Origin of the sequence: Achromobacter sp. PD1 (genome assembly GCF_048541815.1) — a bacterium.
GTDB lineage: Bacteria > Pseudomonadota > Gammaproteobacteria > Burkholderiales > Burkholderiaceae_B > Achromobacter > Achromobacter bronchisepticus_A.
The window spans coordinates 2,194,580-2,208,730 of record NZ_CP183349.1 but is presented as its reverse complement, the minus strand read 5'-3'; the positions used below and the strand labels follow the sequence as shown (position 1 = coordinate 2,208,730).

Genomic DNA, 14,151 nt, shown 5'->3' with positions numbered 1-14,151 from the left:
GGCCGCGTCAATATCCGCGGCGCGCCAGCGTGTTTCATGGTTTGACCGCAAAGCGCCGCGATCCGGCCACGCCGAGCGCTTTCCCCCGCGAGGCCGGCGGCGCCGGCCTGGGCAGGCCAGGACACATCTACTCGTAGTTTTTACATCGTCTTCCAAGGCCGGTCTGCCGGCGCGTCCGCGCGGCGGGCGCAATATAGAATGCCAGCCTCGCCGCCCCCTGCCCTGGACCGCCCATGAACACGCTGCTTTGGCTGCGCACCGACCTGCGCGCGCATGACAACCCTGCCCTGGCCGCCGCCGCCGAAGCCGGCACGGTCACCGCCCTGTTCCTGGCCGCGCCCGGCCAATGGCGGCTGCATGGCGACGCGCCGGCCAAGGTCGATTTCTGGCTGCGCAATCTGCGCGAACTTTCGCGCGAGCTTGGCCGCCTGGGCATTCCGCTGCGGCTGCTGACGGTGCATGACTGGAGCCAGGCGCCGGACGCGCTGGCCGCTTTCTGCCGCGACCACGCCATCGGCCAGGTTCACGTCAACGCCGAATGGGCCGTCAATGAACGCCGCCGCGATGCCGCGGTCGCCGCCCGCCTGCGGACCCTGGACGTGGACTGGACGCTGCATCATGGCGCTTCGCTGCTGCGGCCCGGCACGGTGCTGACCGGCAAGGGCGAGTGCTACCGCGTCTATACCCCTTACGCGCGCGCCTGCCGCGAACGGCTGCGCACGGCGCCGCTGCGCGCCCTGCCGGCCCCGCGCGCGCAGACCCCGCCGCCCTGGCCGGCGGATCCGCTGCCCGCGGCCTTCGAAGGGTTCGACGCGCCCGCCGAGCCCGTACGCGCGCTCTGGCCTGCGGGCGAGCACGCGGCCAGCGAACGGCTCGACGCCTTTGCCGACGGCGTCATTGACGCTTACCAGGAAGAACGCGATTTTCCCTCGCTGCCCGCCACCAGCTGCCTGTCGCCCTATCTGGCGGCAGGCGTGCTGTCGCCGGGCCAGGCCTTGCGCGCCGCGCTGACCGCCAACCATGGCGAGGTGGAAGGCGGCAAGCGCGGCGCCGCCACCTGGATCAACGAATTGCTATGGCGCGAGTTCTACCAGCATCTATTGGCCGCCTACCCCGTACTGTCCATGCACCAGCCCATGAAGCCGGAAACTGCCGCGGTGCCGTGGCGCGACGCGCCGAAGGACCTGTATGCCTGGCAGCAGGGCCAGACCGGCATTCCCATCGTCGACGCGGCCATGCGGCAGTTGCTGGCGCTGGGCTGGATGCACAATCGCCTGCGCATGGTGACGGCCATGTTCCTGTCCAAGAACCTGCTGATCGACTGGCGGCTGGGCGAAGCCTGGTTCATGGCGCAGCTGGTGGACGGCGATCTCGCCGCCAACAACGGCGGCTGGCAATGGAGCGCATCCACGGGCGCGGACGCCGTACCCTACTTCCGCATCTTCAATCCGCTGTCGCAGTCGCGCAAGTTCGATCCGGACGGCGTGTTCCTGCGCGAATGGCTGCCGGAACTGGCGCATCTGGACAGCCGCGCCATCCATGATCCCAGCCCCATGGAGCGCGCCGCCGCTGGCTATCCGCTGCCCATTGTCGACCTGGCCCAGAGCCGGCTGCGCGCGCTGGAGGCGTTCAGCGGGCTGCCGCCGGCCTGAGCGCTGGCCGCGGGCGGGAACGACGTCGACCGCGCTTGACCTAGGTCAACGCCGCTTCCGTCCGCGTCCCGGATGATCGGTCTGCGACATCCCGCCAACGCCGATCGCAGGACGACACAGCCATGCGCGACCATCCGCAGGTCCACGACCAGGAATACACGCTGCACGACGAGCAGTGCCTCATCACCCGCACCGACGCGCGCGGCCGCATCATCTACGCCAATCCCGCCTTCCTGGAGGTCAGCGGCTACACGCAAGCGGACCTGATGGGCAAGGGCCATGACACCATGCGCCATCCCGACATGCCGCTGGCCGCCTACGACGACCTGTGGCGCACGATACAGCGCGGCCAGTCCTGGACGGGCGTGATCAAGAACCGGCGCAAGCACGGCGGCCACTATTGGTCGCTGGCCAGCATCACCCCGGTGGTGGAGCGCGGCGTCACCGTCTGCTATGCCTGCGTGCGCGTAAAGCCGACGCGCGCCCAGATCGAGACGGCAGACAGCGCCTACCGGCGCCTGCGTACCGGCATTACCGGCGGCTTGCGATTGCGCGCGGGACGGATCGTGCCGGGAGGCCTGCTGGCGCGTCTGCGCGACTGGCGGGCGTCGGGCATACGCGCGCGCATGCTGGCCTGGGCGGGACTTTCGTCCGCGCTGTTCCTGGCCGCTGGCGGCATCGCGCTGCACGGCATGGCGGCCAATCTGAATATCGAACAACTGGCCTTGGCTGCTGCGGTACTGGCGGCCGGCGTCTGCCTGATCTTCGCTTCGGGCTGGGCCTACGCCCGCACGCTTTCCGGCTTGCTGAACACGGCCACCGACTTCACTCGGCAGATCGCCGCCGGCAATCTGGGCACGCCGCTGGCGCCAGGCAATCCGGACGATGAAACCGGCGCGCTCAGGTTTTCGCTGGAGGCCACGCGCAGGAACCTGGTCGGACTGGCCCGCGACGTGCACACCGGCATCGCGGACGCGCCTGGAACGGTTGCGCAGCGGGTCGAAACAGAGGATCTGCGCCACGCCATCGAGGTATTGCGGATCGCGCGCGCCCAGCCGCGGCCTGCGCACCCGGCCGCCTAGGCCTGTTGCCCGGCATGGCCCCGGGCCGCGCCGCGTCCGCGCGTCAACCGCCGGCCGCGGCCTCCTTGTCCAGCCGCTTGATGAACACCTGCAACTCCTTCACCACCTGCTGATCGCCGCGCGCCTGCGCGGCCTGCAAGCCTGACTCCCAGGCGGCGCGCGCGCCGGCCTTGTCGCCTTGTCCCAGGCAAGCCTTGCCCAGCCATTTCCAGGCCACCGAATAGGCGGGATCGAACGCCAGCGCCGCGCGCAGATGGGTCTCGGCCTCGCGGAAGCAGTCTTGCTCCGCATAGGCCTTGCCCAGCGAAAAGCGCAACAGCATGTTGTCCGTGCCCTTGGCCAGCATCGCCTCCAGGCGTTGGGTCATTCCTTCCATGGTCGGCCTCCTGCGGGCGCTCGTGCATTGCTGCGATGCGCACATGATAGGACGGCCGCGCCGCGATCCACGCAAAGGCCCCGCGCCGCGCGCGGAGATGGGCGGGATGGCGCGGACATCCGCGCAGGTGTCCACGCAGAAACCCATTTCGGCGCGTTTCAATGCCGGGCCGGGGTGAATTCATTGGGGACTATCCTGTCTTACCTCAAGTTGCCTTCCGCAAGGTATCCGCCCCATGAAGCTCTTGTGCCTGCGCCTGTTGCGCGCCACGCCCCTGCTCCTGCTGCCGCTGGCGGCGACCGCGCTGGCTCAAGCGGAACCCGACAACCGGACGGGCGAAGCCGCCCTGGTCAACCGCGTGACCTGGGGCGCAACGCCTGTCGAGCTGGCCCGCATCCAGAAGATGGGACCCGAACGCTACCTGCAGGCGCAACTGCGCCCCACCGCCGAAGGCAAGCTGCCGCCGGCGGTGCAGGAACGCATCGACGCGCTCTCGATCTCGCAGCGCTCCGACGAGGACGCGCGCGCGACCCAGCTGGACATGCGCGCCGCGGCCAAAAAGCTGCCGCCGGACGAACAGCAGAAAGCCATGCGCGAAGCCCGCCAGTTTTCGCTGCAGCGGGCCGCGGAGGTCAACCAGCGCGCCGTGTGGCGCGCGTTGTATTCGGACAGGCAGTTGCAGGACCAGATGACCTGGTTCTGGATGAACCACTTCAATATCGACCTGCAGAAAGGCGACGTGGGCATCTTTCTTTCGCAATACGAAGACCAAGCCATCCGCCCGCATGCGCTAGGCAAGTTCGGCGACCTGCTGAAGGCCACCATGCGCGCGCCTGCCATGCTGATCTATCTGGACAATGCGCAGAATGTCGCCGGCAAGATCAACGAGAACTACGCGCGCGAGCTGATGGAACTGCATACGCTGGGCGTGGGCGGCGGATACACGCAGGCCGACGTGCAGGAACTGGCCCGCATCCTGACCGGCATGGGCGTCGCCGCCAAGCCCGAACCGCCCAAGGTCCGGCCGCAATGGCGTGCGCAGGTCGTGCAGGAAGGACTGTTCCTCTTCAACCCCGCGCGCCACGACCAGGGCGACAAGACGTTCCTGGGCCATCGCATCGCCGCGGCCGGGATTCGGGAAGTGGACGAGGCGGCCGATCTGCTGGCCCGCAGCCCGGCCACCGCCAGGCATGTCAGCGGCAAGCTCGCCGCCTACTTCGTGGGCGACAATCCGCCCGCGACGCTGGTCGGCAAGATGAGCAAGACCTTCCTCGCCGCCGACGGCGACATCGCCGCCACCCTGCGCACGCTGTTCGCGTCGCCGGAGTTCGCGGCCTCGCTCAAGACCGGCGTGTTCAAGGATCCCGTGCACTACGTCTATTCGTCGCTGCGGCTGGCCTATGGCGACATGCCGCCGATCCTGAATCCCCAGCCGGGCCTGGGTATGCTGAAGCAGCTCGGCCAGCCGCTGAACCAGCGCCTGACGCCTGACGGCTATCCGATGGGCAAGGCGGACTGGTCCGGGTCCGGGCAGATGGCCGTGCGCTTCGAGGTCGCCGGCGCGGTGGTTGGCGCGGCCAAGGCCCTGTATCAGGAGGACGGCGCCGCGCCGGCCAATCCGCCGCGCCTGCCGAACCTGCTGAAGGCAAGCGAGGGCAACGGCATGTTCGCCGGACTGTCGCCCGCCACGCGCGAGGCCATCGCGCAAGCAGGATCGTCCCGGGACGCCAACCTCTATCTGCTGGCCTCGCCTGAATTCATGCGCCGCTGAAGCGCCCGCAGGACAAGAACAAGGGAACGGATCATGGACCGCCGCCGCCTGTTGCAACTGATGGCCTCCGCACCGCTGGCGCTGGGCAGCAGCCGCTTGTACGCCGCCCCCGCCGCTTCCGGCAACCGCCTGCTGCTTGTCTTCATGCGCGGCGCCTACGACGCCGCCAGCCTGCTGGTGCCGGCCACGAGCGACTTCTATTACGAATCCCGGCCCAACATCGCCATTGCCCGCCCGGGCGACGCACCCGGCGCCGCCCTGCCCCTGAGCGACGGCTGGGCCCTGCACCCGGCACTGGCCGAAAGCCTGCTGCCCTACTACGAAAGGCGCCAACTCGCGTTCCTGCCGTTCGCCGGCACCGACGACACCAGCCGCAGCCATTTCGAAACCCAGAACAGCATCGAACTGGGGCAAGGCGCGAGCAAGGGCGGCGACTACCGTTCGGGCTTCCTGAACCGGCTCGCGGCGACGCTGAACACGGGCCGGACCCGACCCGCCGCATTCACCAGCGAGGTGCCGCAGATATTCCGCGGCGACGAACCCGTGCCTAACGTCGACCTGATCGGCGCCGCGCGCAAGTCGCGGCTGACGGCGGACGACAACCGCGTCATCGCGTCCATGTACCGGAACACCGATCTGCATGCCTCGGTCGCCGAGGGACAGCGCGTCATGGGCGCGGCGCGCGAGGAGATAGACGCGGAAATGCAGGCCGCCAGCGGCAACGCCGTGTCGGCCGACAGGCTGGAACAGGAGGCGCGCCGCATCGCGCGCTTCATGACCGACCGCTACAACCTGGGTTTCGTCGACGTCGGCGGCTGGGACACCCACGTCGGCCAGGGCGCCGCCAGCGGCCTGTTGTCGAACCGCCTGGGCCAGTTGGGCCGGGCGCTGGCCGCCTATGCCGACGCCATGGGCCCGGCCTGGAAGCAGACCACGGTCGTGGTCATCAGCGAATTCGGCCGCACTTTCCGCGAGAACGGCAACAAGGGCACCGATCACGGCCACGGCACGGTCTACTGGATCATGGGCGGCAATGTGCGCGGCGGACGCATCGCGGGCCGCCAGGTGGAGGTCAAGCGCGAGACCCTGTTCCAGGACCGCGACTATCCCGTGCTGAATGAGTACCGCGCCGTGTTCGCCGGCCTGTTCTCGCGGCTGTACGGGCTGGACCGTGCGAGGCTGGCGCAGGTGTTTCCGGGCGTCGCGCCCGTGGACCTGAAGCTGGTCTAGCCTGCGCTAGAATTCCGTCCTTGCCCAGTCATTGCCGCCGCGGCCCTCCCTTTCGTCCCGGCCCTGCTCCCATGCCCCTGCACCTCATCGCGCTGGCCGCCGCCGCTTTCGGCATCGGCACCAGCGAGTTCGTCATCATGGGCCTCCTGCCCAACGTCGCCCAGGACCTTCAAGTCAGCATCGACATCGCCGGCCTGCTGATCACCGGCTACGCCATGGGCGTGGTGATCGGCGCGCCCATCATGGCCATCATTACCGCCAGGCTGCCGCGCAAGGCCACGCTGATCGGCCTGGCCAGCACCTTCGTGGTGGGCAATTTGCTGTGCGCGCTGGCGCCGAATTACGGCTTGCTGATGGCCGCGCGCGTGTTCACCGCGTTCTGCCATGGCGCCTTCTTCGGCCTGGGCGCGGTGGTGGCCGCGGACCTGGTGGCGCGCAACCAGCGCGCCAGCGCCATCGCGCTGATGTTCACCGGCCTGACGCTGGCCAATGTGCTGGGCGTACCGCTGGGCACGGCGCTGGGCCAGGTGGCCGGCTGGCGCTCGACGTTCTGGGTGGTCAGCGGCATCGGTTTGCTGGCCGTGGCCGCGCTGGCTGCCTGGCTGCCGGCGCGCATCCCCATGCAGCCCGGCAACATCCTGCGCGAATTCAAGGTGCTGCGCGACGCGCGGGTGGTCTGGCCGCTGGCCGCCAGCGTGCTTGCCTCCGCAGCGCTGTTCTGCGTGCTGACCTACATCGCGCCGCTCTTGCGCGAAGTGACCCGCGTGTCCGAACGCGGCGTCACCGGCGTGCTGCTGCTCTTCGGCGTGGCGCTGACGGTGGGCAGCACCCTGGGCGGCAAACTGGGCGACCGCAACCTGGAAGTGTCGTTGCGCCGCATCTTCATTGGCCTGCTGCTGGTGTTCCTGGCGCTCAGCCAGGCCATCCACGCGCTGGCCCCCATGCTGGTCATGACCTTCATCTGGGGCGTGCTGGGCTTTGCCGTCGTGCCGTTGCTGCAGACGCTGATCGTGGACCAGGCGGCCGACGCGCCCAACCTGGCGTCGACCCTCAATCAGGGCGCATTCAACCTGGGCAATGCGGGCGGCGCCTGGCTGGGCAGCGTGGCGCTGGGCCACGGCCTGCCGCTGACGGACCTGCCCTGGATGTCGGCCGGCATCACCGCCGCCGTCCTGCTGCTGACCTTGTGGGGTACGCGCTACTACGGCCGCGACGCCGGGGCTACACTCGCTGGACAACAAGCCGGCGCGCTGACACCCTCGCGTTCGGACGCCTAAGGAGCCCGCATGAGCACCCTCTACGATTTTTCCGCCCGCGCCATCGACGGCACGGAACAGTCCCTGGACACCTACCGCGGCCGCGTGCTGCTGGTGGTGAACGTGGCCTCCAAATGCGGCTTCACGCCGCAGTACGCCGGCCTGGAAGAACTCTACCGCTCGTTCCACGACGACGGCTTCGCGGTGCTGGGCTTTCCTTGCGACCAGTTCGGCCACCAGGAACCCGGCGACGAAGCCGAAATCCGCAATTTCTGCAGCACGCAGTACGACATCACCTTCCCGCTCTACGCCAAGATCAACGTCAACGGCGAGGACGCCCATCCGCTGTACCGCTGGCTCAAGGGCGAGAAGCCCGGCGTCTTCGGCACCGAGGGCATCAAGTGGAACTTCACCAAGTTCCTGGTGGGCCGCGACGGCCAGGTCATCAAGCGCTACGCGCCCACCGACACGCCGGCCGGCATCAAGGACGACATCGAAAAGGCGCTGTCCGCGCCGGTCTGAGCCGCGCGTCAGCGCAGCGGCGGCAACCGGCGGCGCACCGTGTGCGACTTGACGATGGCGGTGTTGGTTTCGGCGTATTCGGTCACGCGCTCCAGGATGCCGTCCAGATGCGAGATCGAGCGCAGCACCACGCGGGCGATGAAGCAATCGTCGCCCGTCACCTTGTCGCATTCCACGAATTCCGGGATTTCCTGGATCAGGCCTTCCACGTGGCGTAGCTGCCCGGGCAAGGGGCGGATGCGGACGATGGCCTCCAGCGCGTAGCCCAGCGCCACCGGGTCCACGTCCAGGGTATAGGCGCGGATCACGCCCGACTCTTCCAGCCGCCGCAAGCGGTCCGCGACGCTGGGCGCGGACATCCCGACCTGGCGCGCCAGGTCGGCCGTGGTGGTGCGCGCATTGGCCGTCAGCGTCTCCACCAGGCGGCGGTCGATGCCGTCCAGGACCGGGCTTTCACTTTTTAGGTCGTTTTGCATAAATTCCACCTAAACAAAGGTTTCGGAATCGATTCACCACATCAACATCATATAACCAGCTTGATCCGCCTGGGATAATTTCTCCATCGAACATCGCGGCCGCAGGGCCCTGGAGAACCCTCATGAATCCCTCATCAGAACGCGTGGGCCTGGCCCAGATGGCCGCGGCGATGACCCTGTCCGGCACCCTGGGCGTGTTTGTGCTGGAGTCGGGGCAAAGCGCCTGGAACGTGGTTTTCTTCCGCTGCGTGTTCGGCGCCCTCTCCCTGTTCCTGTATTGCTGGGCGCGCGGCCTGCTCAAGCCGGGCCTGTTCACCGCCCGCACGCTGGCGCTGGCCCTGGCCGCGGGCGCCGCGCTGGTGCTGAATTGGGTGCTGCTGTTTTCCGCCTACCGGCTGGCGTCCATTTCGCTGGCCACCGCGGTCTACAACGTGCAGCCCTTCTTCCTGATCGGCCTGGGCGTGCTGTTCCTGGGCGAACGGCCCACGCGCGGCAAGCTGGCCTGGTCCGTGCTGGCCTTCGCCGGCCTGATGCTGGTGCTGCGCCTGTCCGACGCGGGCGGCGCGGACGGCCGGGCCTACCTGTCGGGGCTGATGCTGGGGCTGGGCGCGGCGGCGCTCTATGGCGTCACCGCCATCATCGTCAAGCGGCTCAAGCACATTCCGCCGCAGGTGCTGGCGCTGGTGCAGGTGACGCTGGGCGCGGTGATGCTGCTGCCCATGGCGGACTTCAACGCCCTGCCCGCCGCGCCCCTGCAATGGAGCTATCTGGTGGCGCTGGGGCTGATCCACACCTGCCTGATGTACATCCTGATGTACTCGGCCATCCAGAAGCTGCCAACCACGTCCACCGCCGCGTTGAGCTTCATCTATCCCGCCGTCGCCATCCTGCTGGACTTCGTGGTCTACGGACACCGCATGGACGCCACGCAGATCGCGGGCGTGGCCATGATCTTCCTGGCGGCGGCCGGCGTGAGCCTGAACTGGAGCTGGCGCCTGCCGGGGCGGCCGCGCGCGGGCACGGCCTGAATGCGGGCCGCGGCATGGGCAAGCCCCGGGCCGCCACCGGGGCAAACCCGTACCCGCCCCCCGGTTATTGGGGCCGGCGCCAACCCGGCCCCGCTATCATGGCTTTTCCCTGCGCCGGCCGCCGCCGGCGCAACGCACAGGACATCCCATGATCGATCTCTACTACTGGACCACCCCCAACGGCCACAAGATCACGCTGTTCCTCGAAGAAACCGGCCTGCCCTACAAGATCCATCCGGTGAACATCGGCCGCGGCGATCAGTTCAAGCCCGAGTTCCTGGCGATCGCGCCGAACAACCGCATTCCGGCGATCGTCGACCAGGCCCCGGCCGGCGGCGGCGCGCCGATCTCGCTGTTCGAGTCGGGCGCCATCCTGCTGTACCTGGCCGAGAAGACCGGCCGCTTCCTGCCCGCCGACCTGCGCGGCCGCGCCGAAGTGTCACAATGGCTCTTCTGGCAGATGGGCGGCCTGGGTCCCATGGCCGGCCAGAACCACCACTTTTCCGGCTACGCGCAAGAGCGCATTCCTTACGCCATCGACCGCTACGTCAAGGAAACCAACCGCCTCTACGGCGTATTGAACAAGCGCCTGGCGGACCGCGAATTCGTCGCCGGCGACTATTCCATCGCCGACATGGCGGCCTACCCCTGGATCGTGCCGCACACCAAGCAGGGCCAGGACCTGAACGAGTTCCCGCACCTCAAGCGCTGGTTCGACGCCATTGCGGCCCGCCCCGCCACGCAGCACGCCTATGCCCTGGCCGACACCATCAATACGGCGCCCTCCGTCAGCGACGAGGAATCGCGCCGCATCCTGTTCGGCCAGACCGCCCAGAACACCGCCCGCTGAAGGAGCCGCCATGCCCGACCCGCAACTGGTTTTCCGCCGCGCGCGCCTGGGGGATCTGCCGGGCATCGTCGCCCTGCTGGCCGATGACGAGCTCGGCGCCACGCGCGAGAATCCCGCGCTGCCGCTGGACCCGCGCTATGCTGCCGCCTTTGCCGCAATCGGCCAGGATTCCAATCAATTCCTGGCCGTGGTCGAGCAGGACTCGCAACTGGTCGGCTGTTTGCAGTTATCGTTCATACCCGGCCTGTCGCGGCTGGGCCAGTGGCGCGGGCAGATCGAGAGCGTGCGCATCGCCTCGTCCTCGCGCGGCGCCGGCCTCGGACGCAGGATGTTCGAGTGGGCGATCGAGCAATGCCGCACCCAGGGCTGCAGCCTGGTACAACTGACCACCGACCGCGCCCGCCCCGATGCGCGCAGGTTCTATGAAAGCCTGGGCTTCAAGGCCAGCCACGACGGCATGAAGCTCAGCCTGTAGTTTTTCAGTACTGATTTGGAAGGAACGCCCATGCATGGCGAATACAAAGTCCCCGGCGGCAAACTGGTCGTCGCGGATCTGGAAGTGCGCGACGGCCGCTTGGCCGACGTGCGCATCAGCGGCGACTTTTTTCTTGAACCGCCCGAGGCCCTGGACGCCATCAACAGCGGCCTGAACGGCCTGCCGGCCGATGCCGGCGAACTGGAACTGGCGCTGGCCGTGCAATCGGCGCTGCCCGCCGATGCCGAAATGTTCGGCTTCTCGGCCGAGGCCGTCGCCGTGGTGCTGCGGAGGGCGCTGGCATGACGCGCACCGACTGGAACGACTACGACTGGCAACTGATCCATGAAGGGCCGCAAGACCCGGTGCTGCACATGGCGCTGGACGCCGTCATCACCGACGAGGTCGGCGCCAGCCTGCGCCCGCCCACCCTGCGCATCTGGGAATGGGCGGCGCCGGCGGTCGTGATCGGCCGCTTCCAATCGCTCAAGAACGAAGTCGACCCCGACGGCGCGCGCCGCCACGGCATCCAGGTCGTGCGCCGCGTCAGCGGCGGCGGCGCGATGTTCATGGAGCCCGGCAACTCCATCACCTATTCGCTCAGCGCCCCGCAGGCGCTGGTGCACGGCATGAGCTTCCAGGAGTCCTACGCCTTCCTGGACGCCTGGGTGCTGACCGCCTTGCAGGGCCTGGGCATCAAGGCCTGGTACCAGCCGCTCAACGACATCGCCTCGGACATCGGCAAGATCGGCGGCGCGGCGCAGGCCCGCCGCGGCGGCGCGGTGCTGCACCACGTCACCATGTCCTACGACATCGACGCGGATAAAATGGTCGAGGTCCTGCGCATCGGCCGCGAAAAACTGTCGGACAAAGGCACCACCAGCGCCAAGAAGCGCGTCGATCCCTTGCGCACCCAGACCGGGCTGGCGCGGGAAGTGATCATTGACCGCATGGTGGAAACTTTTGCCGGCCTGCACCGTCTCACCCCCGGGCAGATAGGCAGCGACACGCTGGCGCGCGCGCAAGCGCAGGCGGCCGAGAAGTTCTCCACGCCCGAATGGACCGGCGTGGTGCCCTGAACGGCCGCGCCCCGATTTTCTGGAGGTAGTTTCAATGCGTCGCACATTCACGCCGCAAGGCGCGATAAGCGGTCTCATCCTGGGCGCGGCCCTGCTGGCGCTGGCGGGCTGCGGCAGCACGCCGCCCGCCGACATCACCCTGGCCACGCAGGCGCCGGCCTCGGCGTCCACGCCGGAAAAAGTCGGCGACCTGTCCACCGAGCGCATCAAGTGGGCATCCAGCAAACCGGGCTGCGAGGGCGATTGCCCCCGCATCGAAATCGACAGCGTCGCGTTTCCAGGCATACCCAAGCTGACCGCGCTGGTGGACCACGTGTTGGCCTACATGACCGGCACCGACGCCAACCGCCGCGGCCCTTACGACACGCTGTCCGAATACACGCAGTATTTCTGGTCGGTCGCGCGTCCGCGCGACGCCACCTATTTCAAGGCCAGCGTGAAGGACACGGTGGGTGACGTCGTGGCCGTGGAACTGCACACCGAACAATTCATCACCGGCGCCGCGCACGGCATTCCGGCCACCCAGTACCTGAACTGGGAACGCAGCCGCGGCCGCGTGATGAGCCTGGAAGAAGCCTTGATACCGGGGCGCCATCCGCAATACGTGGCGGCGCTGCGCCAGGCGCACGCCAAGTGGCTGGCCGGCAATCCGGACGCGCGCCGCGATCCGGCGGCCTACAACAAGATGTGGCCGTTCCAGGAAAGCGACAACTACGCGCTGACGCGCGACGGCATCGTGGTCAAGTACGACGCCTATTCCATCGCGCCGTATTCGCATGGCGAACCCGAGCTGAGCATTCCCTATGCGGAACTGCGCGGGATCCTGAAGCCGGAACTGCTGCCGGCTTCGTAGGCCGCCCCCGGAAGCGCCCGCGGCCTGCGCGGGCGCTCCCTGCGGCAGCGAACCGGGGTTCGGTTGAGCGGACTGAGGATGGAGCTAGGGAGGTGGCCGCTTTTTTCGCGTCTGTGGCCGGGTAAGACGCCCAGTCCGCTCAGTGCAACCGCGGCGGCAGGGCGGCGCCGACGCGCCGCCCTTGCGCGCCTCTCGTCTTAGAAGCGGTGACGCACGCCCACCATGGCCACCGTGCTCTTCACGCCGTCGGTGAACGCGAAGTTGGTGGCATACGAACCCAAGGCGTACAGGTTGGTGCGCTTGGACAGGTTGTAGGTGTAGCCCAGGCTGTAGATGTTCATGGTGGCGTCGTCGCCGGTCAGCTTGGTGCTGTCCGTGTCGGCACGCTGCCACGACGCCAGGAGGTTGCTGGCGCCGCCGATCGGCACGCTCAGGCCCACCAGGTAGGAATTGGCCTTGAAGCCCGACACCGCAACGTTGGTGCCAAAGCCCTTGGCCGTGGGGCTGCCGCTGCCGAAGGCATTGGCGCCCTGGCCGGTGAACCAGCCGTCACGCGTCTGGCCGTAGGCCAGCGCCAGCTTCAGCACTTCGAAATCGTACGAACCGCCGATCATCCACGACTTGGGCGTGGCATCGGCGTTCAACTGGTTCGCGGGGCTCAGCTGGTCATACGTCAGCGCCACGTTCACCGGGCCGCTGACATAGCGCAGGCCGGTGGTGATGGCGCGGGTGTTGTCGGCGGTCTTGAAGCCGGTCTGCGCGGTGGTCGTGTCGGAAGCATTGAACGAATAGCCGATGCCGAACTGCAGGCCGCTGAACGACGGCGTCGAGTACTGCACCATGTTGTCGTAGCGGACCGTGTTGGCGGCGCTGAAGGCCACGCCGACGTTGGCCTGGCCGTAGCTGCCGCCGAACGGATCGATCGCGGCGAAGTACTTCGAGGCGATGTTGGTCTGACGACCCAGTTCCAGAAGGCCCCACGAGGTGCTCTTCAGGCCGATGGTGGCTTGGCGGCCGAACAGGCGGCTGTTCTGGCCCGACGTGCCGTTGGCCGAGTTGAAGCCGCTTTCCAGCGTGAACACGGCGCTCAGGCCGTCGCCCAGGTCCTCGGCGCCGCGCAGGCCCCAGCGCGAACCGCTGGACACGCCATTGACCATGCCAACCTTGGACTCATGGTAACCGTCGCCCTTGATGCGCTGGTAGCCGATACCCGTATCGATCAGGCCGTAGAGCGTCACCGAGGTTTCCGCTTGCGCCGTTGCGCCGAAGGCAGCCAGCATCGCGGTGACGAACAAAGTCTTTTTCATTGCAAATTCCCATTGATTGAACAGACATGCGCATCCGGGCTGGCACGCATCGCGTGCGGCGCGCTCGGCGCATGGCAGGAACGAATTCTAGGGACGCAATGTGTCAGTTCTTGTTACGCAAGCTGGGAAAATCCCTAGGCTGCAAAAAAGCGCCCGGGATGTGGCGCACCGCCGACAGCCCGCATGCCATCGCG

General features: G+C 67.9%; 15 protein-coding genes. 12 read left to right on the top strand and 3 right to left on the bottom strand.

The genetic code is table 11. The annotated features are described in order from the left end of the window. The first annotated feature begins 233 nt into the window (after positions 1-233). Both phrB and ACM1PE_RS10480 read left to right on the top strand, forming a co-directional pair. On the top strand, positions 234-1,652 hold the full coding sequence (gene phrB, locus ACM1PE_RS10485; protein ID WP_419343219.1) for a deoxyribodipyrimidine photo-lyase: 1,419 nt from the start codon (positions 234-236) through the stop codon (positions 1,650-1,652). A 122-nt stretch (positions 1,653-1,774) separates the two neighbouring features. Next, positions 1,775-2,734 carry a PAS domain-containing protein gene (locus tag ACM1PE_RS10480; RefSeq protein ID WP_118934196.1) on the top strand — a complete coding sequence of 320 codons (960 nt, stop codon included), beginning with the start codon at positions 1,775-1,777 and terminating at the stop codon, positions 2,732-2,734. Positions 2,735-2,777: 43 nt separating this feature from the next. Here ACM1PE_RS10480 and ACM1PE_RS10475 read toward each other — a convergent pair whose 3' ends face one another. Next, positions 2,778-3,110, bottom strand: a complete 333-nt coding sequence (locus ACM1PE_RS10475; RefSeq protein ID WP_118934194.1) for a hypothetical protein — start codon at positions 3,108-3,110, stop codon at positions 2,778-2,780. Between the two features lie 235 nt (positions 3,111-3,345). Between ACM1PE_RS10475 and ACM1PE_RS10470 the strand changes: the two genes are divergently transcribed. The 4 genes from ACM1PE_RS10470 to ACM1PE_RS10455 all read left to right on the top strand — a co-directional run bounded on the left by ACM1PE_RS10470 (position 3,346) and on the right by ACM1PE_RS10455 (position 7,889). Then, a complete protein-coding gene (locus ACM1PE_RS10470) occupies positions 3,346-4,881 on the top strand; it encodes a DUF1800 domain-containing protein (protein ID WP_419343218.1) in 1,536 nt (511 codons plus the stop codon). A 33-nt stretch (positions 4,882-4,914) separates the two neighbouring features. Beyond that, positions 4,915-6,111 (top strand): DUF1501 domain-containing protein, encoded by a 1,197-nt coding sequence (locus ACM1PE_RS10465; protein WP_419343217.1) that lies wholly within the window; start codon positions 4,915-4,917, stop codon positions 6,109-6,111. Between the two features lie 71 nt (positions 6,112-6,182). Next, the gene (locus tag ACM1PE_RS10460) at positions 6,183-7,388 is read left to right on the top strand and encodes an MFS transporter (protein ID WP_419343216.1); all 1,206 of its coding nucleotides are present in this window, start codon (positions 6,183-6,185) and stop codon (positions 7,386-7,388) included. A gap of 9 nt (positions 7,389-7,397) precedes the next feature. Beyond that, positions 7,398-7,889, top strand: a complete 492-nt coding sequence (locus tag ACM1PE_RS10455) for a glutathione peroxidase (RefSeq protein ID WP_059380299.1) — start codon at positions 7,398-7,400, stop codon at positions 7,887-7,889. 8 nt (positions 7,890-7,897) lie between these two features. Here ACM1PE_RS10455 and ACM1PE_RS10450 read toward each other — a convergent pair whose 3' ends face one another. Continuing rightward, positions 7,898-8,365: an Lrp/AsnC family transcriptional regulator gene (locus ACM1PE_RS10450; protein ID WP_059380300.1), complete on the bottom strand. Its 468-nt coding sequence runs from the start codon at positions 8,363-8,365 to the stop codon at positions 7,898-7,900. A gap of 122 nt (positions 8,366-8,487) precedes the next feature. Here ACM1PE_RS10450 and ACM1PE_RS10445 point away from each other — a divergent pair, with 122 nt between their 5' ends. From ACM1PE_RS10445 to ACM1PE_RS10420, 6 genes are all read left to right on the top strand, one after another. Further along, positions 8,488-9,393: a DMT family transporter gene (locus tag ACM1PE_RS10445; protein ID WP_059380301.1), complete on the top strand. Its 906-nt coding sequence runs from the start codon at positions 8,488-8,490 to the stop codon at positions 9,391-9,393. A gap of 148 nt (positions 9,394-9,541) precedes the next feature. Beyond that, on the top strand, positions 9,542-10,243 hold the full coding sequence (locus ACM1PE_RS10440) for a glutathione binding-like protein (RefSeq protein ID WP_419343214.1): 702 nt from the start codon (positions 9,542-9,544) through the stop codon (positions 10,241-10,243). A gap of 10 nt (positions 10,244-10,253) precedes the next feature. After that, positions 10,254-10,718: a GNAT family N-acetyltransferase gene (locus ACM1PE_RS10435; RefSeq protein WP_059380303.1), complete on the top strand. Its 465-nt coding sequence runs from the start codon at positions 10,254-10,256 to the stop codon at positions 10,716-10,718. 30 nt (positions 10,719-10,748) lie between these two features. Beyond that, positions 10,749-11,024, top strand: coding sequence for a lipoate protein ligase C-terminal domain-containing protein (locus ACM1PE_RS10430; RefSeq protein ID WP_013393496.1), 276 nt, complete (start codon positions 10,749-10,751; stop codon positions 11,022-11,024). Next, positions 11,021-11,797, top strand: coding sequence for a lipoate--protein ligase family protein (locus ACM1PE_RS10425; RefSeq protein ID WP_419343213.1), 777 nt, complete (start codon positions 11,021-11,023; stop codon positions 11,795-11,797). The genes ACM1PE_RS10430 and ACM1PE_RS10425 overlap by 4 nt, the downstream gene beginning before the upstream one ends. Before the next feature lie 34 nt (positions 11,798-11,831). Continuing rightward, a complete protein-coding gene (locus ACM1PE_RS10420) occupies positions 11,832-12,650 on the top strand; it encodes an RsiV family protein (protein WP_059380305.1) in 819 nt (272 codons plus the stop codon). A gap of 197 nt (positions 12,651-12,847) precedes the next feature. Here ACM1PE_RS10420 and ACM1PE_RS10415 read toward each other — a convergent pair whose 3' ends face one another. Beyond that, the gene (locus ACM1PE_RS10415) at positions 12,848-13,957 is read right to left on the bottom strand and encodes a porin (protein ID WP_419343211.1); all 1,110 of its coding nucleotides are present in this window, start codon (positions 13,955-13,957) and stop codon (positions 12,848-12,850) included. Between the last annotated feature and the right edge of the window lie 194 nt (positions 13,958-14,151).

Bases quoted from the DNA above. Each gene is read 5' to 3' on its own strand.
- ACM1PE_RS10480 (WP_118934196.1), top strand. From the start codon at position 1,775: ATGCGCGACCATCCGCAGGTCCACGACCAGGAATACACGCTGCACGAC.
- ACM1PE_RS10430 (WP_013393496.1), top strand. From the start codon at position 10,749: ATGCATGGCGAATACAAAGTCCCCGGCGGCAAACTGGTCGTCGCGGAT.
- ACM1PE_RS10415 (WP_419343211.1), bottom strand. From the start codon at position 13,957: ATGAAAAAGACTTTGTTCGTCACCGCGATGCTGGCTGCCTTCGGCGCA.
- phrB (WP_419343219.1), top strand. From the start codon at position 234: ATGAACACGCTGCTTTGGCTGCGCACCGACCTGCGCGCGCATGACAAC.
- ACM1PE_RS10470 (WP_419343218.1), top strand. From the start codon at position 3,346: ATGAAGCTCTTGTGCCTGCGCCTGTTGCGCGCCACGCCCCTGCTCCTG.
- ACM1PE_RS10455 (WP_059380299.1), top strand. From the start codon at position 7,398: ATGAGCACCCTCTACGATTTTTCCGCCCGCGCCATCGACGGCACGGAA.
- ACM1PE_RS10465 (WP_419343217.1), top strand. From the start codon at position 4,915: ATGGACCGCCGCCGCCTGTTGCAACTGATGGCCTCCGCACCGCTGGCG.
- ACM1PE_RS10450 (WP_059380300.1), bottom strand. From the start codon at position 8,365: ATGCAAAACGACCTAAAAAGTGAAAGCCCGGTCCTGGACGGCATCGAC.
- ACM1PE_RS10435 (WP_059380303.1), top strand. From the start codon at position 10,254: ATGCCCGACCCGCAACTGGTTTTCCGCCGCGCGCGCCTGGGGGATCTG.
- ACM1PE_RS10420 (WP_059380305.1), top strand. From the start codon at position 11,832: ATGCGTCGCACATTCACGCCGCAAGGCGCGATAAGCGGTCTCATCCTG.
- ACM1PE_RS10445 (WP_059380301.1), top strand. From the start codon at position 8,488: ATGAATCCCTCATCAGAACGCGTGGGCCTGGCCCAGATGGCCGCGGCG.
- ACM1PE_RS10425 (WP_419343213.1), top strand. From the start codon at position 11,021: ATGACGCGCACCGACTGGAACGACTACGACTGGCAACTGATCCATGAA.
- ACM1PE_RS10460 (WP_419343216.1), top strand. From the start codon at position 6,183: ATGCCCCTGCACCTCATCGCGCTGGCCGCCGCCGCTTTCGGCATCGGC.
- ACM1PE_RS10475 (WP_118934194.1), bottom strand. From the start codon at position 3,110: ATGGAAGGAATGACCCAACGCCTGGAGGCGATGCTGGCCAAGGGCACG.
- ACM1PE_RS10440 (WP_419343214.1), top strand. From the start codon at position 9,542: ATGATCGATCTCTACTACTGGACCACCCCCAACGGCCACAAGATCACG.